A 24,028-nucleotide genomic window follows, 5' to 3' on the forward strand; every position below is an offset into this window, starting at 1 on the left:
GGTCACCGGGCGGCCACCGGGGCCGGGCATACTCCCCGCGTGACCCACGCCTACCTCGACGGCCCCGCACCGCTGGCGTTCGCCCACCGTGGTGGCGCCGCCGAGGGCGACGAGAACACCGCTGCGGCGTTCGCCCGGGCGATCGGGCTCGGCTACCGCTACGTCGAGACCGACGTGCACGGCACCGCCGACGGCGTCGCGGTGGTCTTCCACGACGCCACGCTGGCCCGGGTCACCGGCGAGCCGGGGCGCATCGCCGACCTGCGCTGGGCCGACCTGGCCTCGGTACGCGTCGGCGGCGCCGCCGTGGTCCCCCGCCTCGACGAGGTCCTCGACGCCTGGCCGCAGGTCCGGTTCAACATCGACGTCAAGGCCGACGGCGGCGTCGAGCCGACCGTGGCCACCGTCTCGCGCGTCAAGGCCGGCGACCGGGTGCTGCTGGCCTCGTTCAGCGACGCCCGGCTGGCCTGGCTGCGCGCCCTCACCCAGGGCCGCGTCGCCAGCAGCCTCGGCATGCGCGGGGTGGCCCGGCTGCGGATGGCCTCCCTGACCGGTCGGGCGCTGCGGCTGCCCCCGTCGGTGGTCGCCGCGCAGGTGCCCGTGCGCTATGGGCGGGTACGCGTGGTGGACCGCCGGTTCCTGCGTCACGCCCACCGACTCGGACTGCAGGTGCACGTCTGGACGATCGACGAACCTGCCGAGATGCACGAGTTACTTGATCTTGGAGTGGATGGCATCATGACCGATCACGTCGGCGTGCTGCGCGACGTCTACCGCAGCCGCGGCCACTGGGCCGCCTGACCCGTCCGAAGGACCCCGATGGCCGAGACCGTCACCCCCGCGGTGGACGACACCCCCACCCCGGCGAGCACCCGCCGCGAACGCAGCGGCTGGTACTTCTACGACTGGGCGATGTCCGCCTTCTCCACCACCGTCATCACCGTGTTCCTCGGCCCGTTCCTGACCACCGTCACCGAACTCGCCGCCGGCTGCGAACTCGGCGCCGACACCTGCTCCGGGTACGTGTACCCGCTGGGCGTCAAGGTCGCCGCCGGCTCGTACTTCCCGTACCTGGTGTCGCTGTCGGTGTTCCTCACCGTGTTCGCGCTGCCGGTCGTGGGCGCCATCGCCGACCGCTCGGCGCACAAGAAGCGGCTGCTCGCCGCCGCGGCCTTCATCGGCGCCGGCGCGACCGTCGGCATGCTCTTCGTCACCGGCGACCGGTACCTGCTCGGCGGGGCGCTGTTCATGATCGCCAACATCGCCTTCGGCGCCGGTGTCGTGGTCTACAACTCGTTCCTGCCGCGGCTCGGCGGCCCCGACGACCGCGACGGCATCTCCAGCCGCGGCTGGGCGCTGGGCTACCTCGGCGGCGGCCTGCTGCTGGCGCTCAACCTCGTCGCGGTCAGCATGCTCGGCGAGAAGGACAACCACCAGCGCACCCTCGACCTGGCCCGCTGGTCGATCGTCTCCGCCGGCGTGTGGTGGGCGGTGTTCACCCTGGTCCCGCTGCGCTGGCTGCGCGAGCACCCCACCGCCGCCGCGCTGGCCGGCGGCAACCCGGTCACCGACGGGTTCCGGCAGCTCGGCCGCACCCTGCGCGAGATCAAGGCGTACCCGCTGACGCTGTTCTTCCTGCTCGCGTTCCTGGTCTACAACGACGGCATCCAGACCGTCATCGCCCTGGCCAGCCAGTACGGCACCAAAGAGCTGAAGCTCGAGCAGGGCACCCTGATCGTCACCATCCTGCTGGTGCAGTTCCTCGCCTTCGGCGGCGCGCTGCTGCTCGGCGCCCTCGCCAAGCGCATCGGCGCCTGGAAGACCGTGCTAATCAGCCTGGTGCTGTGGACCGGGGTGATCCTCGGCGCGTTCCGACTGCCCGCCGAGGCGCCGGTGCCGTTCATGGTCCTCGGCGCCGCCATCGGCCTGGTGCTCGGCGGCAGCCAGGCGCTGAGCCGGTCGCTGTTCAGCCAGCTCATCCCCGCCGGTAAGGAGGGCGAGTACTACGGCTTCTACGAGATCAGCGACAAGGGCACCAGCTGGCTCGGCCCGCTGGCCTTCGGCATCGTGTTCCAGCTCACCAACTCCTACCGGGTGGGCCTGGTCTCCCTGCTGATCTTCTTCGTCGTCGGGTTCCTGCTGCTGCTGGCCGTGCCGATCCGCCGGGCGATCGTCGCCGCCGGCAACACCCCGCCCCGGGTGCTCTGAGGCACGCCCCCGTCCGCGCCGCCGACCGGATCAGGCGACGTCGATCGGCTAGGCTGCCCGACCGTGACCGACCACGCCGCCGCCCCGACCTGCCTGGCGCGCCCGCCGCTGGGCCCCGACGACTCCCCCGCCGGGTGCGCCGCGGCGCGGGGCGTGGACGGGCGCCCGCTGCACGCGGCGGCGTTGAAGTTCTTCTGGGGGCCGATGGACTGCGGCAAGTCCACGATGGCGTTGCAGATGAACCACAACCACTCCCGGCAGGGCCGCCGCGGCCTGGTCACCACCCGCATCGACCGCTCGCTCGGCCCGCAGGTCACCACCCGCATCGGCCTCGCGCACGAGGCCGTCGAGGTCACCGACGAGCTGGACCTGCGCGCCCTCGTGCGCGACACCTGGGCCGAGGGCGTCCGCGTCGACTACCTGATCTGCGACGAGGCGTCGTTCTACAACCTGGAGCACATCGAGCAGATGGCCGAGCTGGTCGACAGCTACGACGTCGACGTGTACGCGTTCGGGCTGGCCACCGACTTCCGCTCGTGTCTGTTCCCGGCCGCGCAGCGGCTGTTCGAACTGGCCGACGAGGTCGCCCGCATCCAGGTCGAGGTGCTCTGCTGGTGCGGCCGGGAAGGGCTGCTCAACGCCCGGGTGGTCGACGGCCGGGTGGTCCGCGAGGGCCTACAGGTCGTCATCGGCGACACCGTGGACAGCGCCGACGTGCGCTACCAGGTACTCTGCCGCCGGCACTACCGCGCGGGCGAGCTCGGCCCCCGCCGCTGAGGCGTCAGTACGGGTCGCCGCACACCCGCCAGTCCCCGTCCTCACGCACCACCGACAGCTTGCGCTCCTCGGTGAGGCCGCTGTCGCGGGTCAGCCGCGCCGTGACCGTGCCGCTCGGGCGGCCACCCCGGGTCGCCACCGACACGTCGACGATCTCGTAGCCGTTGACCACCGGCGGGGTGCGCAGCCAGCTGGTGAACCCGATCGGGCTCCACCGGCTGCGCGCGTCGGCGCAGAGCCGGTCGTACGCGCCGTCGGTGTCGCCCGCCGCCACCGACCGCAGGAACCCGTCGGCGGTCTCCCGCACCGGGCCGCTGGCCTGCGTGACCACCTGCACGTTCCAGGCGCCCAGCCCGGCCACCCCGACGCAGCACAGCAGCACGGTCACGCCCGCGAACACCAACCCGGTACGCACCGGACGGCGTCGACGGGCCGGCCGGCTCCACGGCTGCTCAGCGCCCACCCGTCGACCGTAGAGAACCGGCGGGCCCGCCCGCAGGAAAGTCGGCTCCGTCGCTCGTCGCGCGCACGGCCAGGCCGGCTCGGGGGCGGCGCCGACCAGCGCCCGGACCGGTCCCGGTCACGGCTCGATGAGCCCGGCCCGGATGGCGTAGCGGGTCAGTTCCAGCCGGTCTCTGAGGCCGAGCTTCTGCAGCAGGTTCGCCCGGTGCCGCTCGACGGTCTTGACGCTGATGAACAGCAGGCGGGCGATCTCCTTGGAGGAGTGCCCCTCGGCGACGAGCTTGAGGATCTCCTCCTCGCGTTCGGTGATGGCCCTGGCCGGCAGGCTCTCGCCGCGCGCGCTGCGTTCCAGGTAGGTGCGGATGACGGCGTTGATGGCACCGGGATAGAGGAACGGCTCGTCGCGTACGGCGGCGCGGCAGGCCTCCACCAGGTCACGGTCGGCGACGGACTTGAGCACGTAGCCGTTCGCGCCGACCTTCAGGGCCTCGAAGAAGTACTGCTCGTTGTCGTACATCGTCAGGATGAGGATGCGCAGGCCCGGCTGCTGCCGGGACAGCTCCCGGGCCGCCTGCAGGCCGGTCAGTCGCGGCATGGCGATGTCGAGGATGGCCAGGTCGGGGCGCTCGGTCCGGGCCAGGGCGATGGCCTGCGCGCCGTCGCCGGCCTCGGCCACGACGGTCAGGTCCGGCTCGCTGTCGAGGATGAGCCGGACCCCGCGGCGCACCAGGGCGTGGTCGTCGGCGAGCAGGATGCGGGTGGTCACGACCGGCCCTCCCGGTCGCCGACCGGCACCCGCAGCCGCACCTCGGTGCCGCCGCTCGGGCCGGGTCCCACGCTGAGCTGGGCGCCGATGAGCAGGGCCCGCTCGCGCATGCCGCGCACGCCGGCGCCCTCGGCGGCGTCGCCGACGCCCCGGCCGTCGTCGCGGATCCGCAGCTGCACGTAACCAGGCCGACGGGCCAGCGACAGCTCGACGGCGGCGGCCCGGGCGTGCCGGACGGTGTTGGTGAGGGCCTCCTGCGCCACCCGGTAGATCACCAGCTCGGCCTCGCCGTCGAGGGCGGGCAGGTCCGCGTCGAGGTGCTGGCGCACCGACAGGTCCGTGTGCCCGGTGACCTCCGTGACGAGCGCCTTGAGGGCGCTGGTCAGACCGAGTTCCTCCAGGACGCCGGGGCGCAGCCGCCGCGCGATGCGGCGGATCTCGTCGAGGCTGTCGCGGGTGGTCTCCTGCACCTGGGCGAGCTGGGCGCGCACCGGTTCGGGCGCGTGCCGGGCGACCTGCTTGAGTTCGAGCAGCACCGCGGTCAGGGTCTGGCCGACCTCGTCGTGCAGCTCCTGGGCGACGCGGCGGCGCTCGGCCTCCTGCGCCGACAGGGCGCTGGCGGCGCTGGCGGCCCGCTCCGCCTCCAGCCGGTCGATCATGGCGTTGAAGGCGCGGATCAGGTCCGCGATGCCGGCCTGCCCGGCCGGGACCGGGCGGGGTTCGGGCTGGAGCAGGTCGATGGTGGTCATGGCCCGGGTCAGCCGGTGCAGCGGCGCCAGGCCGACCCGCAGCAGCGCGGCGTTGGCGACCAGCATCGCGGCCAGGCCCACGGTCAGGACGACCGCCTCGGTGAGCAGCACCGGGGTGGAGACCGTGACCGGGCCGAGCAGCAGCAGCGTGGCGGCGACGAGCACGGCGGCGTTGAGCAGGAAGATCCGCCAGAACAGCGGCACGACGGTGCCTCCCCTCCCGGTCCGGGTTCGACGCCGCGCGACGCCGGCGCTCGCCCGCGGGTCGGCACGCGGCGGGTCGGTGATCACCCTCATCGTGGCCAGCCTGACGGCCGGGGCGCGGCCTGTAAATGCGTGCCCGCACCCATTATCCGCCGGGCCCCTCGGCGGGCCGGCGGCAAATGGGTGTCAGCCCCGATGTCGGCTCGCACCGCACCGATGACCATGAACGCGAGCCCGGGGCCGGGAGCCGCTCCGGGCTCCGACGCCTCGTGCCCGGCTCCAGCTGCCGCCGCCCGCGGGGCCGTTTCCCCGCCGTGCCGAAACCTCGGAGGATCCCGTGACCCGTCACCTGACGGTGGTCGAACCCACGCCACCGGAAACCGCCACGCTCACCTGCGCGTACCGGCCCACCAACGCGGAGAACGGCCCGCCGGGCGGATGCCCGTGAGCGCGTGGCCCGCGATCGTCGCCACGGTCGCCTTCGTCTTCACGACGGTCATGACCACGGTGAGCGCCCGGGTGTACGCGTGGCCACGCCACGTCGCGGCATAGCCGGGACCCGTGGGCCAGGGGGCCGCCGTGGACCTCGGTGAGCTGTACGTGACGCTGGCCGTCGGCACCGGCGTGGTCCTGGCCAGCGTCGGCGCGGCCCGGCTGGCCACCCGGCTGGGCATGCCGGTGCTGCTGGCGTACCTGGCCGTCGGCCTGCTGCTCGGCCAGGACGTGGCCGGCTTCCCGTTCGACGACGCGGCCCTCGCCCAGGCCCTCGGCCTCGCCGCGCTGGCGGTCATCCTGGTGGAGGGCGGTCTGACCACCAGGTTCAGCGACGTACGCGAGGTGCTGGCGCCCGCGTCGGTGCTGGCCACCGGCGGCGTCTTCGTCAGCGTCGCCGTCACCGCGGCGGCGGCGCACCTGCTGCTGGACATCGGCTGGCAGACGGCGCTGCTGCTGGGAGCCGTCGTGTCGTCCACCGACGCCGCAGCGGTGTTCTCCGTGCTGCGCGCAGTGCCGTTGCCCCGGCGGCTGACGAGCCTGGTGGAGGCCGAGTCCGGGCTCAACGACGCCCCCACGTTGATCCTGGTGCTCGCCTTCAGCGCCACCACCCTCGATGCCATCGCGCCCCTGCCGCTGATCGCCACGATGGGCTACCAGTTGGTCGCCGGCGGCGCGATCGGCGTGCTGACCGGCGCGACGGGCGTGTGGCTGCTGCGGCGGCTGACCCTGCCGACCTCCGGCCTGTACCCCATCGCGACCGTCGCCTGCGGGGTGCTGGCCTTCGCCGTCGCGGGACTGGCCCAGACCAGCGGCTTCCTGGCCGCGTACCTGGCCGGACTGGTGCTCGGCAATGCCGGCCTGCCGCACCGGCGGGCCACCCACTCGGTCGCCGAAGGGCTGGGCTGGATCGCCCAGATCGGCCTGTTCGTCATGCTCGGCCTGCTGGCGACACCCAGCGAGCTGCCCGCCGCGGTCGTCCCCGCGATCGTGGTCGGCACGGCACTGCTGCTGTTCGCCCGACCCGCCTCCGTGCTGGTGGCGCTGGCCGCCTTCCGTGTCCCGTTGCGCGAACAGGCGTTCCTGTCGTGGGCCGGACTGCGCGGCGCCGTGCCGATCGTACTGGCCACCATCCCGGTCGTCGCCGGGGCGCCGGGCAGCGAGCGGGTCTTCAACATCGTCTTCGTGCTCGTCGTGGTGTTCACCCTCATCCAGGCCCCGACCCTGCCCTGGCTGGCGCGGCGGCTACGCCTGCACTCACACGACCTGGGACCCGAACTCCAGATCGAGCTGGCGCCGCTGGACGCCATGGACGCCGACCTCATCCACGTCACCGTCGAACCCGGCTCCCGCCTGCACGGGGTCTACCTGCCCGAGCTGCGGCTGCCGCCGCCAGCGGCGACCACCCTCGTCGTGCGCGGCGACGACACCTTCGTGCCCGACGAGCACACCCGGCTGCGCGTCGGCGACCAGCTGGTCGTGCTCACCACCCCACCCGTACGCGACGCCACGCAACGGCGTCTGCGGGCCGTCGCCCGCGCCGGCCGGCTGGCCACCTGGTTCGGCGAAGCCGGCCAGATCGCCGCACCTGACGACAGGAGGCAATGATGCAGATAGAACGCGTGCCGCTGCCCGGTATCGGCGTCGGCTACACCCTGCACACCGGCGAGGGACAGGTGATCGGGGTCGTCTGCCACCGCGGCGGCCGACGCGACGTCGTCGTCTACGCGCCCGGTGACCCGGACACCGTGGAGCGGTCCGTGACCCTCACCCCGGCCGAGGCGCAGGAGGTGGCCGAACTGCTGCACCCCATCGCCACCATCGACCACGTCGCGCTGCTGCAACGGCACCGGGAGGCGATCAGCGTCGCCGAGCTGCCCGTCCCGGCCGCGTCGCCCTACGACGGCCGGAGCCTGGCCGAGGCCGTCGCGCGTACCCACGGGCTGAGCGTCGTCGCCGTCGTCCGCGACGGACGCACGATCACCGCGCCGGGGCTCGGGCACGTCCTCGCCCACGGCGACGTCCTGGTCGTCGCCGGAGGCCAGCAGAGCATCGGCGCGCTGAGCCGCGCGCTGGTCCACGCGGACCCGTAGGCCGTACGCGGCGTCCCGCACGCCAGGGCGCCGCGCCGGGCGCGGGGGCCCGGGCCTGACGCGGTGGTCAGGGGCGGGCCCGTGCGCCTCAGCCGCGGCGGCGGGCCCGGGCCGCCCAGATGGCGTACGCGGGATCGCGGTCGAGGTTGTGCCGGTCCCGGTCGTAGCGGCGGGTGGTGCGCGGGTCGGCGTGGCCCATCGCGTCCTGCACGTCCTCCAGGGGCACGCCCTCGGCGCGGGCGGTGGTGGCGAACGCGTGCCGCAACGAGTGCGGCGACAGCCTCGCCCAGGCCGGGATGCCGGCCGTACGGGCCAACCGGCGCACCAGCCGGAACATCGCGTGCCGGTCCAGCCGGGCCCCGCTGGCGGTGACCAGCAGCGGACCGGTCAGCTCGTGCACCGCCACGCCCTGCGCGGCGGCCCGCTGGGCCAGGTACGCGTCGACGGCGTACGCGGTGCCGGGGGTCAGGGCGCGGCGGCGTGACTTGCCGCCCTTGCCGACGAACCGCACGCTGCGGTGACCCCGCTCGGCGCCGAGGTCGGCCAGGTCGAGCGAGACCAGCTCCCCCACGCGCAGCCCGAGGTCGGCCAGCAGCGCGATCGCGGCCCGGTTGCGGGCGGCGGTCGGCCCGGTGTCGGCCTCGGCGGCGGCGAGCAGCGCGTCGACCTCCGCGGGGGTGAGGCCCACGGTGGCGGAGTGGTCCCGGTCGATGCGGGGACGGTCGGCGCCGGCGACCGGGTTGACCTCGACCGCGCGCAGCTTGACCAGGAAGTCGTACCAGCTGGACAGGGCGGAGAGCCGGCGGGCGACGGTGGCCGGGGTCAGCGGCTTGCCGGTGCGTACGCCGAGCGTGGCCTCCAGCGCCCGGGCGTACTCGTTGACGTGCAGGAAGTTCGCCTGCAACGGGTCCAGTTCGCGGGCGGCGCACCAGGCCAGCCAGCCGGCGACGTCGCGCCGGTACGCGTCGCGGGTGTGTTCGGACAGCCGCCGGTTGCGCAGCCACGCCTCGGTGAAGTCGACGGGCCCCCCGGGCAGGGCCAGCGGAAGGGGCCGGCTCGGCCGCGCCGGAGCGTTCGGGGAGAGCATGCGGGAAAGGTTCTCAGCTTCGGGTCGGGAACGGGAGGAGGCGCGCCCTACGCGATCGTGGCCACCGCCGGCTCCTCGACGAGCCGCCGGTCGGCCAGGCGCCAGCGCCGGTGCACACCGACCGCCTCGGCGAACCAGGCGTCGTGGCTGACCATCACCAGGGTGCCCCGGAACTGCCGCAGCGCCTCCTCCACCACGTCGAGGGCGTCGAAGTCGAGGTAGTTCGTCGGCTCGTCGAGCAGCAGCACCCGCGCCGGGCTGTTCACCAGCACCGCGAGCAGCAACCGGCGCAGCTCACCGGCGGAGAGCAGGCGCAGCGGCGCGTCCCACTGCTCCGGGCCGAACAGGTGGGCGTCGAGCAGCCGTTCGGCGTCGTCGACGTACACCGGCACTCGGGAGCGGAAGAAGTCGCGGACGGTGACGTGCGTACGCAGCGCGTCGTGGGTCTGTGGCAGCACGGCGACCTGCTCGGCGGCGACGACCTCGCCCCCGGCGGGTGCGTCCTCGGCGGCGAGGGCCCGCAGCAGGGTGGTCTTGCCGGCGCCGTTCGGGCCGGTGAGCAGGATCCGGTCGCCGGCGCGGACGCTGAGGTCGACGCGGTCGAGCAGCACCCGGTCGGCGGCCCGCAGCGTCAGGCCCCGCGCGCCGAGCACCTCCCGCTCGCCGGTGGCCTCCTGCGGGAACGCCAGCGTCAGCGGCGGCCGGGTGCGGGGCTCGGCGAGCCAGCGGACCGAGTCCATCTGCCGGCGCAGCCGCCGCTCGCGGGCCTTGGCCTTCTTCGCCACCTTCTTGGCGTAGCGGCGCTGTCGGTCGGCGCCCAGCCCGCTGCGCACGGACTCCTCGACCCCGCGGGCCTGCTCCTTGGTGCGGTCGATGTCGGCCAGCCAGCGCTGGTGGTCCTTCTGCTGGGCCTCGTGGTCCAGCAGCAGCCGCTGCCAGCGGCGGGTCTTCTCCGCCCGGTAGTCGCGGTAGCCGCCGGGGTAGGTCTGCGGCGCCTCGTGGATGCCGTCCAGCTCGACGATGCGGGTCACCGTGCGGTCCAGGAACGCCCGGTCGTGGCTGACCACCAGCACCGCGCCGGCGAAGGTCGCCAGCCAGTCGCCGAGCCAGGCGATCCCGTCGGCGTCGAGGTGGTTGGTCGGCTCGTCCAGCACCAGCAGGTCGGGGGTGTGCAGCAGCACGCGGGCGAGGGTGAGCCGGGCCTGCTCGCCGCCGCTGACCCGACGCAGCGGGGTGTCGTCGGGCAGGTGGTCGATGTCGAGGCGCTGGCGGACCTCCGTCAGCCGGGCCTGCGCCCGCCAGCCGTCCAGCGCCGCCCACCGCTCCTGCGCGTCGCCGTACTCGGCGAGCACCGTGCCGTCGCCGTCGGCCATCCGCCGTTCGAGCTCGCGCAGTCGCGCGGCCAGGGGATGCAGGTCGCCGAGCCCGGCGGCGAGGAACTGCCCGACGGTGGCGTCCGGGTCCGGCACCTGCTGGGCGAAGTAGCCGATCCGCACGCCGGGGGCCAGGGCGACGTGCCCGCCTGACGGTGCTTCCTCGCCGGTGAGCACCCGCAGCAGGGTGGACTTGCCCACCCCGTTCGGGCCGACGAGGCCGACCCGGTCGCCGGCGTTCAGGACGAGCTCGACGTCGGTGAACAGCGGCTCGGCGTCGTAGTGCTTGCTGACGGACACGACCTTCAACACGGGTGATCCTCCGCGGGACGACGGGCGGGGCCGTCGACGCCCGGGTGGGCGGGACGGCCGGAACCGGCGGCGGCGGGGCGGTGCCCTGCCGCGTCCTGCGGGATCACATCGTCCGGTCGGCTCCTGACGGCTCGGCTGCGCGGATCGCCGTCGAGTCTGGCACGGGCCCGCAGGCTCCACCACCGGTTTACCGGGAGGGCCCCGGCCGCGCTTTCGTCCGGGGACGCGACGGGGGCGGGCGGCCGCACCGGCCGTCCCGCCCCCGTGCGCCGGATCAGGCGTTGATCTCCTTGCGGCCGTTGGTGGTGGCCGTGACGGTGACCCGGCGGGGCTTGGCCCGCTCCGCGACGGGGATCCGCAGGGTCAGCACGCCGTTGTCGTAGCCGGCCTCGAGCTTGTCGGTGTCGAGGGTGTCGCCGAGGAAGAGTCGGCGGGTGAAGGTGCCCATCGGGCGTTCGGCGGCGACGAGCTCGACGTTGTCGCCGGCCGGCCGGCGACGCTCGGCGCGCACCGTCAGCACGTTGCGCTCGACGGTGCAGTCGATGCTGTCCGGGTCGACGCCGGGCAGGTCGAACGCCGCGTAGAACCAGTCGCCGTCGCGGTAGGCGTCCAGGGGCATGACCGCGGGGCGCGCGGCGGTGCCGAAGAACTGCTCGGTGATCCGGTCGATCTCACGGAACGGGTCGGTACGCATCAGCATGGTCCTGCCTCCTCGGTTCTCCTGGCCGAAGGTCCTCAAGTTGAGCCTGTGTGACTCAACTTCCTCTCCTGTATTTAGCGCGTCCCGGCCGCGTCGTCAACTCAGGACCTTCTCGAACCAGTGCTGGGCGTAGGGGCCGGCGTTGTACGCCGGGATCTCCCGGTAGCCGTGCCGGGCGTACAGGGCGCGGGCCTCGACGAGGTCGCTGCGGGTGTCCAGCCGGATCCGGTCGGCTCCGGCGGCGCGGGCCCGCTCCTCGACGGCGGCGAGCAGGGCCGCCCCGCCGCCGTGGCCGCGATGCGCGGGGCGCACGTACACCCGGGTCAGCTCCGCCCAGCCCGGCCGGTACCGCAGCCCGGCGCAGCCGGCCGGACGACCGTCGCGGTGTGCGACCAGGAGGATCCCGGTGGGCGGGGCCAGGTCGTCGCTCGGGTCGTCGGCCATCGCCGCCGCGACCTCGCCCGGCCTGACCGGGCGGTCGTGGTAGCGGCGGACGATCTCCTCGTAGTACGCCTCGAGCAGGGCCGCCGCCTCGGGCCGGTCGGGACCAGTCGGCACCGTCGTCCAGTCTGTCGCGCTCACGCGTCGATCCTCGCGGGCGGGTCAACGGGATATCCGCCGAGGCGAGGGCGGACCCGACGCGGCCGGTCAGTCGCCGATGCGCCAGTAGACGCCCTGCTCCCGGGCCAGCAACTGCTCGTCGACCAGGTACCGGCGCAGCGCTACGTGGTCGGAGCCGCCGCCCTCGCACCAGCGCCGCAACATCTCGTCCACCTGCCGCTCCGGATAGCGCACCCCCGGCTCGAAGGACCTCGCCACGTGCGCCAGCACCACCCGCCGCCGGCCGCGCTGCGCCGGCAGGCCGGTCAGGGTGTCGTCGCGCACGAAGGTGCGCAGCACGCGGTCCGTGGGGTCGTCGGCCGGGCGGGGCGCCGGCGGCGTGCGGGCCGCCTCGCGCAGCCGGTCGGCGTCCACCCGCAGGTCGCCGTCGCCGCCGGTCACCAGGCCCGCGTCGACGAGCCGGCGGATCGCGGTCAGCACCTGCCGCGCCGGCAGGCCCGTCCGCTCGGCCACCGCCGCGGCGTCGGCGTCACCCAGCACGATCGCCGCGAAGACCTGCCGCCGTACGTCGTCGGCGAGCGCCCCCGCCAGAGCCTGCGCTGTCATGCGGCCACCCTGCCAGCCGGCGTACGCGGGCCGCACCCCATTTCCGCCGGAAAGGGCGCACCCCGCGAGCCCCATGGGCCTACTCGCGGGCCGCCTCGGCGCGCAGCACCACCCGGCGCAGCAGGTCGGACAGCTGCCGCCGCTCGTGCGGGGCGAGCGCGGCCAGCAGCCGGTGCTCCTCGGCGCCCCGGACGGCCATGGCCCCGTGCCAGGCGGCCTGTCCCGCCTCGGTCAGCTCCACGTCGACGCGTCGCCGGTCGGTGGAGGACGGGATCCGGTGCACGAAGCCGCGCCGCAGCAGCGCGTCGACCCGGGCGGTGACGGAGGCGGGCGCCATCGCCAGGTCGCGGGCCAGGTCCGAGGGCGCCGCCCGACCCCCTCGCCCGGCCAGGGCGTGCAGGGTGTCGTACTCGTGGCCGTGCAGGTCGAGGCCGACCAGGGTCCGCTCCTTGACCTCGCGCAGGTGGCGGGTGAGGAACTGGATCCTGGTCACCGCCCCTTCGACCTCGGGGTCGAGCGTCGGCAGGATCGGCAGCCAGCGCTCGACGTGCCGGTCGACGTGGTCGCGGTCGCTCATGTCCCCCAGCCTATGCCGGCGTCAAACTATTCGTTGTCGAAAAGTTTGATGTCGAAGTACATTGCCCGGGTGACCCACCCCCTGCGCGTGCCCGCGTTCCGGCTGCTCTTCCTCGGCCGTACCGTCTCCGCCGTCGGCGACGCCGTCGTGCCCGCCGCCCTCGCCCTGGCCGTGCTCCGGGCGACCGGCTCCACCGGCGCCCTCGCCCTCGTGCTGGCCTGCGCGTTGGTGCCCCGCCTGCTCCTGCTGCCCCTCGGCGGCGTGCTCGCCGACCGTCTCGACGCCCGCCGCGTCGCGATCCTCGCCGACCTCGTACGCTGCCTCGCGCAACTCGCCGTCGGCGTCGAACTCCTCGGCGACGCGTCGCTCGGCGTGCTCGCGGTGGCCGCCGCACTCGGCGGCGCCGCCAGCGCGTTCGGCCTGCCCACCGGCTCGCCCCTGGTCGCCGGCACGGTCGAGCCGGCCCAGCGGCAACAGGCCAACGCCCTGATGGGCGTCACCGCCAACGCCAGCCGCCTCGCCGGCCCCGCCCTCGCCGGGGCGCTGATCTGGGCCGCCGGCCCCGGCTGGGCGTTCGTCCTCGACGCGGCGACGTTCGCGCTCAGCGCGCTGCTGCTCGCGGTCGTCCGGGTCCGCCACGTCCCGATGCCCAGACGGAGCATCGTCACCGACCTCGCACACGGCTGGCGGGAGGTCCGCAGCCGCGACTGGTTCTGGGCCAGCCTGATCGGCCACGGCGTGTGGAACGGCGCCGCCGCCGTCCTGATGACCCTCGGCCCGGCGGTCGCCGTGCGTCGCCTCGGCGGCGAGGGCGTGTGGGTGCTGATGCTCCAGGCCGGCGCGGTCGGCATGCTCGCCGGCTCGCTGCTCGCCGCCCGGATCCGCCCCCGCCGGCCGGTGCTGACGGCCAACCTCGGGCTGGCCAGCTACGCCGCGCCGCTGGCCCTGCTCGCCGTCGCCGCCCCCGCCCCGCTGGTCGTCACCGCCTACGGCGTCGCGCTGACCGCCCTCGGCTACCTCAACCCGGTGTGGGAGACCGTCGTGCAGGGGCAGTTCCCGCCGCACGTCCTGGCCCGGGTCACCTCGTACGACTGGCTGGTCTCCCTCGGCGCGATGCCGCTGGGTTACGCCCTCGCGCCGATGGCCGCCCGGGCCTGGGGCGAGTCCGCGCCGCTGCTCACGGCGGGCGCTCTGGTCCTCGTCGCCTGCGCCGGCACCGCCGCCGTGCCCGGCGTGCGGCGGCTGACCTCGCCGCCGGTGCCGCGCGGCGACGAGGCGAGCCGCCGCCCGGCGAGCGCGCCGAGCGCCTGACCGGCCGGCACGGCCCCCGTCACGGGCGGATCAGTCCGCGGGCCCTGGCCGCGGCGACGGCGGCGGTACGGGAATCGACGCCGAGCTTGCCGTAGACGTGCACAAGGTGCGTCTTGACCGTGGCCGGGCTGAGGTGCAGCCGCCGGCTGATCTGCTGGTTGGACAGGCCCTCGGCGACGAGCTGGAGGACCTCGGTCTCGCGACGGCTCAACGCGGTGCCCGGGGTCCGCAACCGGCCCATCAGGCGACGGGCGACGACCGGGGCCAGGGCGGACCGGCCGGCGGCCGCAGCGCGCACCGCCGCGGCGAGTTCCTCGGGCGGGGCGTCCTTGAGCAGGTAACCGATCGCGCCGGCCTCCACGGCGGCGAGGATGTCGGCATCGTTGTCGTAGGTGGTCAGCACCAGCACGACCGGGCCGTCGGGGCGGGCGGTGATGGCGGCGGTGGCGGCGGCGCCGTGCATCCCCGTGCCGAACCGCAGGTCCATGAGCACCACGTCGACCTCGTCCCGTTCGGCCAGCGTGACGGCCCGCTCGGCGGTGGCGGCCTCGGCGACCACCTCGAAGTCGGGCTCGGCGGCGAGGACGGCGCGCAGCCCGGCACGCACGACCGGGTGGTCGTCGGCCAGCAACAACCGGATCCGGCCGCTCACGCGCCCGCCGCCGTCGCCTCGGCGCCCGCAGACGGGAAGCTCACGGCCAGCCTGACGCCGCGACCGGGCGTCGACTCCACGGCCAGGGTGCCGCCGAGCTGCTCGGCCCGGGCCCGCATCGCGGCCAGCCCGAACCCCCCGTCGCCGCCCGGCTGGCTGACGGCCTCGCCCACGTCGAAGCCGGACCCGTCGTCGCTCACGTCGAGGACGACACCCCGGTCGCGATATCGCAGCGTCACGTCGGCGCGGGTCGCCCCGGCGTGGCGCACGGTGTTCGCCAACGCGGACTGGGCGATCCGCAGCAGCGCCACCTCGTGGCCGGTCGGCAGGCGCACCGCCGTCCCGTCGAGATGCAGACGTACGGCCAGCCCGGACGCGGCGGCGGTGGCGGCGCACAGCCGTCGCAGCGCCGCCGGCAGCGAGGCGCCGTCGAGGCCGGGAGGGGTCAGGGCACGGACGAACCGTCGGGCCTCGAGAAGGTTGTCCTGGGCCGTGCGGCGGGCCTGTTCGACGTGGCCGGCCGCCACGTCCGGGTGGTCCGGAAGGGCCCGCTGCGCGGCCCGCAGCAGCAACTGGATGCTCGACAAGCCCTGGGCGAGGGTGTCGTGGATCTCGCGGGCCAGGCGTTCGCGTTCGGCGAGGACACCGGCGGCGTGCTCGGCGGCGGCCAGCTCGGCGCGGGTGGCGGTCAACTGCTCGATCAACCGCTGGCGGCGCTCGCTCTCCCGGTACAACGCCTGGTAGCCGAGCACCGTGCCCACCGCGACCGCCGCGCCGATGCCCGGGCCGATCACCGCGCCCGGCGTGATCGTCTGCTGGTGGCCGGCGACACCGGCGACCGCCACCGCGGTCGTCGCCGCCACCGCGAGGGTCCCCCAGCGGGCGGGCAACAGGTGCAGGTGCAGCAGGAACAGCGGGAACGCGAACCACACGCCGTCCGGGGTCAGGAGCAGCAGCACCAGCCACCCGGCCGTCAGCACCGCCAGCCACGCCACCGCGGCGCGGCGCGACCGGCGCACCAGCGGCAGCGCCGCCCCGACGGCATAGACGACGGCCAGCGTCACCGACGCGGCGAGCACGGCGGCCCGCTGCGGCCCCTGCCCGGTGACGGCACGTACGGCGGCTACCGCGAGGAGGACCGCGACCAGCAGGTGCACGCAGACGCGCAGCACCCGCAGCGGCCGAGCGAGCGATTCCGGGTTCACGATCTCTCCAGGCTAGGACGCCGACGGCCACCGCCATCAACCAAAAGGTTGATCCCGCCGTACGCAGTTCGACGTCCCGAACCCGGTCGGCGGCGCGATGGCCGCGGCCGCGATCCGGACGACGGTTGGTGCCGGGCCGCCACCGCGGCCCGGCACCGCTACCGGAAGGCTGATGCGATCGTGTTCGTCGCGTGGAGAGATCTGCGGTTCGCCAAGGGCCGGTTCGCCCTGATGGGAACGGTCGTCACGCTGATGACGCTGCTGGTGGTCCTGCTGTCCGGGCTGACGGCCGGCCTGGGGCGGGGCAGCACCTCGGCCATCGCCGACCTGCCCGCCGACCACCTGGTGTTCGCCGCCCCGGCCGGCGGGCAGAAGCTCTCGTTCACCGAGTCGACCGTCAGCCGGGAGCAGTGGCGGCGCTGGCGGGCCGTGCCCGGGGTGACCGACGCCGCGCCGCTCGGGATCGCCACCACCAGGGTCGGCGCGGGCGACCGCGGCGCCGCGCTGTCCGTGTTCGGCGTCCCGCCCGGGTCGGGCCTGGCGCCCGACACCGTCGCCGCCGGTCGGGCCGTGTTGTCCCGGGGGGCGGCCGATGCGCTGGACGCCCGGCCCGGGCAGACCGTGTCGGTCGGCGGACGCCGGCTGACCGTCGCCGCGGTGACCGGCGACGCCTCCCACAGCCACACCCCGGTGATCTGGACCGACCTGGACGACTGGCAGGACCTGGCCCCCGGCGCCGACGGCGACGCCGCGACGGTTGTCGCGCTCAGGACCACGCGCGAGGCCTACCTGGCCGCCGCCGACCGGCAGCTGGGCACCCGTACGGTCACCCGATCGGCGGCGCTGTCCGCGATCGGCTCCCACACCGCCGAGAACGGGTCGCTGCAACTCATGCGCGGGATGCTGTTCGCGATCTCCGCCCTGGTCGTCGGCGCGTTCTTCACGGTGTGGACCATCCAGCGCGCGCCCGACGTCGCCGTGCTGAAGGCGCTCGGCGCCACCACCGGCCACCTGCTGCGCGACGCCCTCGGGCAGGCCCTGGTGCTGCTGCTCGCCGGCACGGCCGCCGGCACCGCCCTCGCGGTCGCGGTCGGCGCCGCGGCGGCCGGCGCGGTGCCGTTCGCGCTCACCGCCGGATCCGTGCTGCTCCCGGCCGCCGTGACGATCGCCCTCGGCGCGTCCGGCGCCGCCCTGTCCATCCGCCGCATCACCTCCGTCGACCCGCTGATCGCCCTGGGGAGCGCCCGATGAGCCTCGACCTCGCCGACGTCACGCTGACCTATCCCGACGGCGACACCCGGCTGACCGCGCTCGATCGGGTCAGCCTGCGCGTGCCGGCGGGCACCACCACCGCCGTCATCGGCCCCTCCGGCTCCGGCAAGTCGAGCCTGCTGGCGGTGGCCGCCACCCTGATCACCCCCGATTCGGGCACGGTGGTCGTCGCCGGCACCGACACCGCGGGGCTGGGCCGCCGGCGCGTGACCGCGCTGCGGCGGGAGAAGATCGGAATCGTCTTCCAACAGCCCAACCTCATCGCCTCGCTGACCGCCGCCGAACAGTTGCAGGTGATCGCCCACCTCGCCGGCGGTTCCCGTCGCGCCGGGCGCGCCCGCGCCGCCGAGCTGCTGGCGGTGGTGGGGCTCACCGCGCAGGCCGGCCGTCGCCCGCACCAGCTCTCCGGTGGGCAGCGTCAGCGGGTCAACATCGCCCGCGCCCTGATGAACGACCCGGCGGTCCTGCTGGTCGACGAGCCCACCAGCGCGCTGGACCACGAGCGTGGCGCGGCGATCGTCGAGCTGGTCACCGACCTCACCCGGCAGCGCGGCACCGCGACCGTCCTGGTCACCCACGACCGGGAGCACCTGCACCGCGTCGACGCGGTCGCCGAGATGGTCGACGGCCGGCTGCGCCTGCCGGCCCCGGTCTGAACACGCGTCGGCGGCTGCGCGACATCGCGGCCGCGCAGGCCCCGCGTCGTGCCGAGGGGCCTGCGGCGGTCGCGGCAGCGCGAAGCGGGCCGGGGTGTGATGGGGGCGAGCATCGGGTCCGGCGCTGCGCGGCGCCGCCCGGTGCGGCAGAGTGACACCGTTGGCGGCAGGCGAGCAAGGGCGGTGCGCGTGGAGGGTCCGACGGGGGTGGTCTTCCCGAAGACCGACGCGGGACGCAGCACGTCCGCGCTCGGGCGGGCGGTCGTCGCCGACGCCCTGCGCGCCGTCGACCCGGTCGGCGCGCGCTCGGCCGAACACGAGACGAACTGGCGCCACGGGTACCTCGGGCACTTCCGGCGGCTCGTCGAGGCGGGGCTGCTCTCCCGCGAGGCCGCGGTGACGATCGCCCGCGACGGGCTCGCCTCGCTGCACCGCCGGATGTCCGTGGTCCGCGTCGACGGCACCGAGACCGGCCTCGGCGACGTCTTCGCCACGCCCACCGGGGCAGCCCCGCTCTCGACGGTGACGGTCAGCGGCACCGGCGAGGTCGACCGTGAGTTGTCCCTGCCGTACCGGGGCCGGCGGCTGCGCGGCGACGACCTGCGCCGCCGGCTCGACGCGTGGGTGAACGCCGGCGTCGTCGAGCCGTCCTGCGCCGACGCCGTACGCGCCGTCATGGCCAACCCGGACTGGCTCGACCTGCGCGACCAGCGCATCGTGGTGCTCGGTGCGGGCGCGGAGATGGGCCCGCTGCCGTCGGTGCTGCGCTGGGGCGGCGACGTCGTCGCGGTGGACCTGCCACGCCCGGAGATCTGGCGGCGCCTGCTGCACACGACGCGCCGTTCCGGCGGCCGGCTCCACCTGCCCGTCCCCGCCGGCACCGCCCCCGACGACGGCGCGTTGGCCGCCCGCGCGGGCGCCGACCTGCTGCACAACCTCGCGCAGGTGGCCGACTGGCTGCTCGGCGTGGACGGCCGGCTCGTGCTGGGCAACTACGTCTACGCCGACGGCGCGACCAACGTCCGGGTCGCCACGGCGGTCGACGCGCTCACGTTGCGGTTGCAGGACCGCCGCGACGACGTGGCGCTCGCCTTCCTGGCCACCCCCACCGACGTCTTCGCTGTGCCCGGCGACGCGGTGCGCCACGCCGAACGCGGCTACGCGGCGCGCGGCGTCGTCCGCCGGTCGCTGCGGGTCGCCTCCGGCGGCAGGCTCCTGCACCGCAACTACCCGCCGGGCGTCGACCCGGGCGTCAACGACAGCCTCGTCCCCCAGCAGGGCCCCAACTACGCACTGGCGAAACGCCTGCAGCGGTGGCGGGCGACGGTGGCCCGGGACGCGGGGGCGACCGTGTCGTTCACCGTCGCCCCGCCCACCCGGACCCGCTCGGTGCTGCGCAACCGGGCGCTGGCCGCCGCGTACGCCGGTGCGCACCGCTTCGGCATCGAGGTGTTCGACCCGGCGACCAGCAACACGCTGATGGCCGCGCTCCTGGTGCACGACCTGCGCACGGGCGGCCCGGCGCTGCCGCACCCGTGGCAGGACGAGGCGTACGCGGCGGCGCACGGCGGGCTGTGGCGGGTGCCGTACGCCCCGCGCAGCGCCCTGGGCCTCGCCGTCCTGCTCGGGCTCGGTGGCGCGCGGGCCTGACCCCCGCCCCGGGCCGTCCGCTCCTGTTTTGCTCGTCGGCGACCGCTCAGCTCAGCTGGAGGCGGTCGGCCAGGCCGGCCCGAGTGAAGGCGTCGACCACGTCGTCGCGCCCCTCGGTGAAGTGGGCCCAGCTGTCCACGTGCACGGGGACGACCCGGCGCGCGCCCAGGATGCGGGCGGCCTCGGCGGCCTGGGCGCTGTCGAGGGTGAGCAGCGCGCCGTCGAACATGGGCGTACGGACGGCCCCGGCGAACAGCACGGCGGTGTCGACCGGTCCGAAGCGGTCGGCGATCTGCCGGACCAGCTCCAGCGAGGCGTTGTCGCCGCTGACGTAGACCGTGGGCAGGTCGGCGGCGGTCAGGACGAACCCGACGACCTCGCCGGTGAGTGGCTCGCAGCCCTCCGGACCGTGCCGGGCGGGCACGCCCGTCACGGTCACGGTGCCGCCGCCGGGGCGGTCCACCTCGACGGACTCCCAGGGCGCCAGGCCCCGGGCGGTGCCGCCGAGGCGACCCGCCCCGCTGACAGTCGTGACGGTGAGGGGGACGTCGGCCAGCAGGGCGCGGCCGGCGTGGTCGAGGTTGTCGGGGTGCTCGTCGTGGGAGAGCAGCACCACGTCGACGGGGCCGAGCCCGGCCGCGGTGGCGGAGGCGGGGGCCGTCTTGGTGAGGACCATGCCGGGACCCAGGGGGTAGTCGCCGGGCGCGTCGAAGGTCGGGTCGGTCAGGAACCTGAGCCCGCCGTACTCGATGAGGGCGGTCGGGCCGCCGAAGACGCGGACGGGGACGGTCGTCGTGCTGGTATCGGTCATCGCGGTTTCCTCACGGTCACGGGTCGACTTTTCCGTGAGGAACCGTAATCGACTCTCACGGATAATTGCAAGCTGTACCATGAGAGGCGTGACGGAGTCCGCGACCACCGAGGCCACCGGCCCCGCCCCGCCGCTGCTGGTGCCGGCGCCGGGAGCCGAGCAGCACGTCGCGCTGGACTTCGCCAACAGCGCCCTGACCCTGCCCGGCGGCCAGTCCCTCGACCTCCTCGCCACCCCCGAGGCCACCGCCCGGTGGCTGGCCGAGCGCCACCTCGCCCCGCCCGGGACCGACCTGCGGGAGGTGTGCGCGCAGCGCCTGCGCGCGCTGCGCGAGCAGGTCCGAGCCCTGATCGCCTCCCGCATCGACGGGCGCGCCGCCCCGTCCACCGCGCTGGGCGCGCTCAACGACGCGCTGACCACCGCTCCCGCCGCCAGCCTGCTGCGCTGGGACCAGGGCCGCGGCCTGCACCGCGTCCCCGCGCACCCCGTCACGCAGCTCGTCGACCACGCCATGGCGGTCCTGGCCGCCGACGCCGCCGACCTGCTCACCGGCCCCCACGCCGAACGCCTCGCCGCCTGCGGCTCCGCGCCCTGCACCCGCTACCTGCTGCGCACCCACGCCCGCCGGCACTGGTGCTCGATCCGCTGCGGCGATCGCGCCCGCGCGGCCCGCGCCTACGCCCGGCGCACCCGCAGCCAGGCGCCCTGACCCTCACGGCTCTCCGGGGGGCAGCTGCCGAGAAATGGAAGGCGACGCCGCGCGACGCCGCCTAGCCTCGCGAGGAGCACCAGCAGACCCGACACGAAGAGGAGAACGAGCATGAGGACGTCCGGCGCTTCCCCCGGGTTCCTGTCCGTCTCCATCGCCGGAAAGGCACTTCGTGCTGCGTCTGTTCGAAAACCCTGTTGACCCCTTCCCGACCGGTGACGACCGCACCCCCGCCGCCGGCGTCCGGCGGTTCCTCCTGGAGGAACTTCGGCCGCTGCGACCGGTCGTGGCGGCGGCCGTCGCGACGACGATCCTGTGCGCCGCGATCGAGGTGTGGCTCATCGGGTACGCCGGACGCCTGGTCGACACGCTCGCCTCCGGAAGCCCGGACAGGCTCTGGGCCGACCACGGCGCCGAGCTGCTCGCCGTCGCCGTGTTCGTGCTGGTGTTCAGGCCGCTGATCCACCTGGTCGGTGAGGCGCTGGACGACATCGCGTTCCGTGCCAACGCCCGGCCGCTCGCCCGCTGGCGGGCACACCGGTACGTGTCCCGGCAGTCCGTCGGCTGGTTCCGCGACGACCTCGCCGGGCGTCTCGCCACCCAGGTCCGCGACGGTGGCGACGCCGCCAGCACCGCCGCGTATGCGGTCGTCCACACGCTGGTCTTCGTGACCGCCTACATCGCCGGCTCGGTGTGGCTGATGTCCACGATCGACGTGCGCCTGCTGCTCCCGCTGGGCGCCTGGATCCTGGCGTACGCGATGCTCATGCGGTGGGTGGTGCCGCGCTACCGGCGCGCGGCGGAGCGCCTGCAGGACGCGGAGTCCGCGCTGACCGGCCTGCTCGTCGATTCGTACGGCAACGTCGACACGCTCGCGTTGCTCGGTGGCCGGGACGCCCGCACCGCACACGACCGCCGGGTGTTCGCGCTGTCCCGGCGCGCACACCTGGACCTGCAGCGGGTCGAGGTGACGATCAACGGCACCATGATGGCGCTCAGCAGCGCGTTGCTCGTCGGCCTCGTCGGCTACGGGATCGCGCTCTGGCGTACCGGCGCCGCACCCCTGGGTCTGGTCGCGGCCGCGCTGGCGCTCAGCTTCCGGATCACCGCGATGGCGGAATGGCTGCTGGACGCCGTGTCGTCGCTGTTCGGATCCGTCGGCGTGCTCCGGCGGGCCCTGCGGACCGTCGCGCAACCGCTCGCGGTGGCGGACAAACCACAGGCGACCCAACTGCGGGTACGGGGTGGAGCCATCAGCTTCTCACAGGTCAGCCACCACTACGGCCGGGGCGGCGGCGGGCTCGACCGGCTGAGCCTCGACGTCGCCGCCGGTGAGCGCGTCGGGATCGTCGGGCGGTCCGGTGCGGGCAAGTCCACGCTGGTCGGCCTGCTGCTGCGGTTCCACGACGCGGAGTCCGGCACGATCACGATCGACGGCACCGACATCACGGACGTGACCCAGGAGAGCCTGCGCGGCCAGATCGCCGTGGTCGCCCAGGAGGCCACGCTGCTGCACCGCTCGGTCCGCGAGAACATCGCCGGCCCCGGCGACACCGACGACCCACGGATCGAGACAGCGCTACGCCGGGCCTCCGCCGACCGGTTCGTCGCCGAACTGAGGGACGCCGACGGCCGGACCGGGCTGGACGCACATGTCGGCGAACGCGGTGTGCGCCTCTCCGGTGGCCAGCGGCAGCGGATCGCGCTGGCCCGGGCGTTCCACCGGGACGCGCCGATCCTGGTCCTGGACGAGGCCACCTCTGCGCTCGACTCCGAGGCGGAGGCCGCCATCCACGACACGCTCAGCGAGGTGATGACCGGCCGTACGGTGATCGCGATCGCCCACCGGCTCTCCACCATCGCCCACCTCGACCGGATCGTGGTCCTCGACGCCGGCCGGATCGCCGAACAGGGCACCCATGCGGAGTTGCTGGAACGCGGCGGGCTCTACGCGGACCTGTGGTCGCGGCAGTCCGGCGGATTCCTCGGCACGGCCGCGGAACAGGACGTCGCGCAGGCGCGCGTCCCGGCTCCGGTCGCTGCGAGCGCGGGGGATGCCGATCGCAACTGACGGCACGGTTGTCGGCGCTCATTCATCCTGATTGCCCAGGATGGGTCTCCATGGGCCGGGTGAACTCGTCACCGGTGGCCGGGATCCACCGCCCTACGGCAGGTTTCCGGCGTATTCCGGTCGGTCCCCAACCTCGATCGCCCTTGGTGCCGGATCACGCTTCCGTCGCAGGTCTCGATTCCAGCACGAGTGGTGCGTCCTCCCGTGCGAGGAGGTAGCGGGCGGCCGCCATGAGCGCCTCGGGCGAGTCCTGGAACGCGCCGAGGCCGATGTTGCACTCACCGCAGAGCAGACCGCGTACTTGCCGGGAGTTGTGGCAATGGTCGACGACGAGGCGGAACGGCTCAGAGTTCGATGTCCCGTCAAGTCGTGGCCGGCCTCTGGACCTGACCTTCAATTCGCTCTCGTGTTTACCGCAGATGGCGCACCGGTAGTCCTGAGCCACACGCCGCGCGTCGTACTCCTGCGGCCTGATCCGGTAGAAGGACCAGAGGTTGTCGGCCCGGATCTTGTCCGGATTGGCCCTGCGGTTCTCGTGGATGTTGGCGCGGGCGTACTCGCGGCACGAGGCGCACGAGACCAACTCGCGGCCGGCCTTCATGAAGCTTTCCAGCGGTCGGGTCTTCTCGCATCGACGGCACACCTTGGACACGCAACAACAATACTCCATATTGTCGTTACACAAGAACAGTCATTATGGTGTGTGGGCGATTCGACCATGTTT

24 protein-coding genes are annotated in these 24,028 nt (G+C 74.5%); 11 read left to right on the forward strand and 13 right to left on the reverse strand.

Annotated features, from left to right (window positions below):
• Window positions 1–39 precede the first annotated feature (39 nt).
• The 3 genes from AB0G08_RS20015 (at window position 40) to AB0G08_RS20025 (ending at window position 2,985) form a co-directional block, all read left to right on the forward strand.
• Window positions 40–801: a glycerophosphodiester phosphodiesterase gene (locus AB0G08_RS20015; RefSeq protein ID WP_358089924.1), complete on the forward strand. Its 762-nt coding sequence runs from the start codon at window positions 40–42 to the stop codon at window positions 799–801.
• A gap of 18 nt (window positions 802–819) precedes the next feature.
• Window positions 820–2,208, forward strand: coding sequence for an MFS transporter (locus AB0G08_RS20020; RefSeq protein ID WP_358089927.1), 1,389 nt, complete (start codon window positions 820–822; stop codon window positions 2,206–2,208).
• Window positions 2,209–2,271: 63 nt separating this feature from the next.
• On the forward strand, window positions 2,272–2,985 hold the full coding sequence (locus AB0G08_RS20025) for a thymidine kinase (protein WP_358089930.1): 714 nt from the start codon (window positions 2,272–2,274) through the stop codon (window positions 2,983–2,985).
• Between the two features lie 4 nt (window positions 2,986–2,989).
• Here the strand turns inward: AB0G08_RS20025 and AB0G08_RS20030 are convergent, their stop codons facing one another.
• The 3 genes from AB0G08_RS20030 to AB0G08_RS20040 form a co-directional block, all read right to left on the reverse strand.
• Window positions 2,990–3,448: a hypothetical protein gene (locus AB0G08_RS20030; RefSeq protein ID WP_358089933.1), complete on the reverse strand. Its 459-nt coding sequence runs from the start codon at window positions 3,446–3,448 to the stop codon at window positions 2,990–2,992.
• A gap of 117 nt (window positions 3,449–3,565) precedes the next feature.
• Window positions 3,566–4,213, reverse strand: a complete 648-nt coding sequence (locus tag AB0G08_RS20035; protein WP_358089936.1) for a response regulator transcription factor — start codon at window positions 4,211–4,213, stop codon at window positions 3,566–3,568.
• A complete protein-coding gene (locus AB0G08_RS20040; RefSeq protein WP_358089939.1) occupies window positions 4,210–5,166 on the reverse strand; it encodes a HAMP domain-containing sensor histidine kinase in 957 nt (318 codons plus the stop codon). Before AB0G08_RS20040 ends, AB0G08_RS20035 begins: the two co-directional genes overlap by 4 nt.
• 579 nt (window positions 5,167–5,745) lie before the next feature.
• Between AB0G08_RS20040 and AB0G08_RS20045 the strand changes: the two genes are divergently transcribed.
• Window positions 5,746–7,266 carry a potassium/proton antiporter gene (locus AB0G08_RS20045; protein ID WP_358089942.1) on the forward strand — a complete coding sequence of 507 codons (1,521 nt, stop codon included), beginning with the start codon at window positions 5,746–5,748 and terminating at the stop codon, window positions 7,264–7,266.
• On the forward strand, window positions 7,266–7,751 hold the full coding sequence (locus AB0G08_RS20050; protein WP_358089945.1) for a TrkA C-terminal domain-containing protein: 486 nt from the start codon (window positions 7,266–7,268) through the stop codon (window positions 7,749–7,751). Before AB0G08_RS20045 ends, AB0G08_RS20050 begins: the two co-directional genes overlap by 1 nt.
• Before the next feature lie 88 nt (window positions 7,752–7,839).
• Here AB0G08_RS20050 and AB0G08_RS20055 read toward each other — a convergent pair whose 3' ends face one another.
• The 6 genes from AB0G08_RS20055 to AB0G08_RS20080 form a co-directional block, all read right to left on the reverse strand.
• Window positions 7,840–8,838: a tyrosine-type recombinase/integrase gene (locus AB0G08_RS20055; RefSeq protein ID WP_358089948.1), complete on the reverse strand. Its 999-nt coding sequence runs from the start codon at window positions 8,836–8,838 to the stop codon at window positions 7,840–7,842.
• 47 nt (window positions 8,839–8,885) lie between these two features.
• Entirely contained in the window at window positions 8,886–10,523 is a 1,638-nt protein-coding gene (abc-f, locus tag AB0G08_RS20060) for a ribosomal protection-like ABC-F family protein (protein WP_358089951.1), read from the reverse strand.
• A gap of 274 nt (window positions 10,524–10,797) precedes the next feature.
• Complete coding sequence (locus tag AB0G08_RS20065; RefSeq protein ID WP_358089954.1) at window positions 10,798–11,223, reverse strand: Hsp20/alpha crystallin family protein; 426 nt, start codon at window positions 11,221–11,223, stop codon at window positions 10,798–10,800.
• A 96-nt stretch (window positions 11,224–11,319) separates the two neighbouring features.
• Entirely contained in the window at window positions 11,320–11,805 is a 486-nt protein-coding gene (locus AB0G08_RS20070) for a GNAT family N-acetyltransferase (RefSeq protein WP_358089957.1), read from the reverse strand.
• A gap of 66 nt (window positions 11,806–11,871) precedes the next feature.
• On the reverse strand, window positions 11,872–12,390 hold the full coding sequence (locus tag AB0G08_RS20075) for a DUF2087 domain-containing protein (RefSeq protein ID WP_358089960.1): 519 nt from the start codon (window positions 12,388–12,390) through the stop codon (window positions 11,872–11,874).
• Between the two features lie 79 nt (window positions 12,391–12,469).
• Window positions 12,470–12,967, reverse strand: coding sequence for a MarR family transcriptional regulator (locus AB0G08_RS20080; RefSeq protein ID WP_358089963.1), 498 nt, complete (start codon window positions 12,965–12,967; stop codon window positions 12,470–12,472).
• A 69-nt stretch (window positions 12,968–13,036) separates the two neighbouring features.
• Here AB0G08_RS20080 and AB0G08_RS20085 point away from each other — a divergent pair, with 69 nt between their 5' ends.
• Complete coding sequence (locus AB0G08_RS20085; protein WP_358089966.1) at window positions 13,037–14,278, forward strand: MFS transporter; 1,242 nt, start codon at window positions 13,037–13,039, stop codon at window positions 14,276–14,278.
• Between the two features lie 19 nt (window positions 14,279–14,297).
• On the opposite strand, the gene AB0G08_RS20090 is transcribed toward AB0G08_RS20085, so the two are convergent.
• Both AB0G08_RS20090 and AB0G08_RS20095 read right to left on the reverse strand, forming a co-directional pair.
• Complete coding sequence (locus AB0G08_RS20090) at window positions 14,298–14,930, reverse strand: response regulator transcription factor (protein WP_358089969.1); 633 nt, start codon at window positions 14,928–14,930, stop codon at window positions 14,298–14,300.
• Entirely contained in the window at window positions 14,927–16,135 is a 1,209-nt protein-coding gene (locus AB0G08_RS20095; protein ID WP_358089972.1) for a sensor histidine kinase, read from the reverse strand. Before AB0G08_RS20095 ends, AB0G08_RS20090 begins: the two co-directional genes overlap by 4 nt.
• A 180-nt stretch (window positions 16,136–16,315) precedes the next feature.
• Between AB0G08_RS20095 and AB0G08_RS20100 the strand changes: the two genes are divergently transcribed.
• The 3 genes from AB0G08_RS20100 to AB0G08_RS20110 all read left to right on the forward strand — a co-directional run bounded on the left by AB0G08_RS20100 (window position 16,316) and on the right by AB0G08_RS20110 (window position 19,713).
• Window positions 16,316–17,386: an ABC transporter permease gene (locus tag AB0G08_RS20100; protein WP_358089975.1), complete on the forward strand. Its 1,071-nt coding sequence runs from the start codon at window positions 16,316–16,318 to the stop codon at window positions 17,384–17,386.
• Window positions 17,383–18,063 carry an ABC transporter ATP-binding protein gene (locus AB0G08_RS20105; protein ID WP_358089978.1) on the forward strand — a complete coding sequence of 227 codons (681 nt, stop codon included), beginning with the start codon at window positions 17,383–17,385 and terminating at the stop codon, window positions 18,061–18,063. The genes AB0G08_RS20100 and AB0G08_RS20105 overlap by 4 nt, the downstream gene beginning before the upstream one ends.
• 189 nt (window positions 18,064–18,252) lie before the next feature.
• Complete coding sequence (locus AB0G08_RS20110; protein ID WP_358089981.1) at window positions 18,253–19,713, forward strand: hypothetical protein; 1,461 nt, start codon at window positions 18,253–18,255, stop codon at window positions 19,711–19,713.
• A 46-nt stretch (window positions 19,714–19,759) separates the two neighbouring features.
• On the opposite strand, the gene AB0G08_RS20115 is transcribed toward AB0G08_RS20110, so the two are convergent.
• A complete protein-coding gene (locus tag AB0G08_RS20115; RefSeq protein ID WP_358089984.1) occupies window positions 19,760–20,524 on the reverse strand; it encodes an MBL fold metallo-hydrolase in 765 nt (254 codons plus the stop codon).
• Between the two features lie 79 nt (window positions 20,525–20,603).
• Between AB0G08_RS20115 and AB0G08_RS20120 the strand changes: the two genes are divergently transcribed.
• Entirely contained in the window at window positions 20,604–21,233 is a 630-nt protein-coding gene (locus tag AB0G08_RS20120) for an ABATE domain-containing protein (protein WP_358089986.1), read from the forward strand.
• Between the two features lie 172 nt (window positions 21,234–21,405).
• Complete coding sequence (locus AB0G08_RS20125; RefSeq protein ID WP_358089989.1) at window positions 21,406–23,304, forward strand: ABC transporter ATP-binding protein; 1,899 nt, start codon at window positions 21,406–21,408, stop codon at window positions 23,302–23,304.
• Between the two features lie 154 nt (window positions 23,305–23,458).
• Here AB0G08_RS20125 and AB0G08_RS20130 read toward each other — a convergent pair whose 3' ends face one another.
• Window positions 23,459–23,956: an endonuclease domain-containing protein gene (locus tag AB0G08_RS20130; RefSeq protein WP_358089992.1), complete on the reverse strand. Its 498-nt coding sequence runs from the start codon at window positions 23,954–23,956 to the stop codon at window positions 23,459–23,461.
• Window positions 23,957–24,028 lie beyond the last annotated feature (72 nt).

Origin of the sequence: Micromonospora sp. NPDC023644, assembly GCF_040640115.1 — a bacterium.
GTDB lineage: Bacteria > Actinomycetota > Actinomycetes > Mycobacteriales > Micromonosporaceae > Micromonospora.

What these genes read in the sequence shown, in the direction of transcription:
- AB0G08_RS20065 (WP_358089954.1), bottom strand. Translation starts at nt 11,223, where the DNA reads ATGCTGATGCGTACCGACCCGTTCCGTGAGATCGACCGGATCACCGAG.
- AB0G08_RS20055 (WP_358089948.1), bottom strand. Translation starts at nt 8,838, where the DNA reads ATGCTCTCCCCGAACGCTCCGGCGCGGCCGAGCCGGCCCCTTCCGCTG.
- AB0G08_RS20075 (WP_358089960.1), bottom strand. Translation starts at nt 12,390, where the DNA reads ATGACAGCGCAGGCTCTGGCGGGGGCGCTCGCCGACGACGTACGGCGG.
- AB0G08_RS20105 (WP_358089978.1), top strand. Translation starts at nt 17,383, where the DNA reads ATGAGCCTCGACCTCGCCGACGTCACGCTGACCTATCCCGACGGCGAC.
- AB0G08_RS20080 (WP_358089963.1), bottom strand. Translation starts at nt 12,967, where the DNA reads ATGAGCGACCGCGACCACGTCGACCGGCACGTCGAGCGCTGGCTGCCG.
- AB0G08_RS20115 (WP_358089984.1), bottom strand. Translation starts at nt 20,524, where the DNA reads ATGACCGATACCAGCACGACGACCGTCCCCGTCCGCGTCTTCGGCGGC.
- AB0G08_RS20020 (WP_358089927.1), top strand. Translation starts at nt 820, where the DNA reads ATGGCCGAGACCGTCACCCCCGCGGTGGACGACACCCCCACCCCGGCG.
- AB0G08_RS20120 (WP_358089986.1), top strand. Translation starts at nt 20,604, where the DNA reads ATGAGAGGCGTGACGGAGTCCGCGACCACCGAGGCCACCGGCCCCGCC.
- AB0G08_RS20050 (WP_358089945.1), top strand. Translation starts at nt 7,266, where the DNA reads ATGCAGATAGAACGCGTGCCGCTGCCCGGTATCGGCGTCGGCTACACC.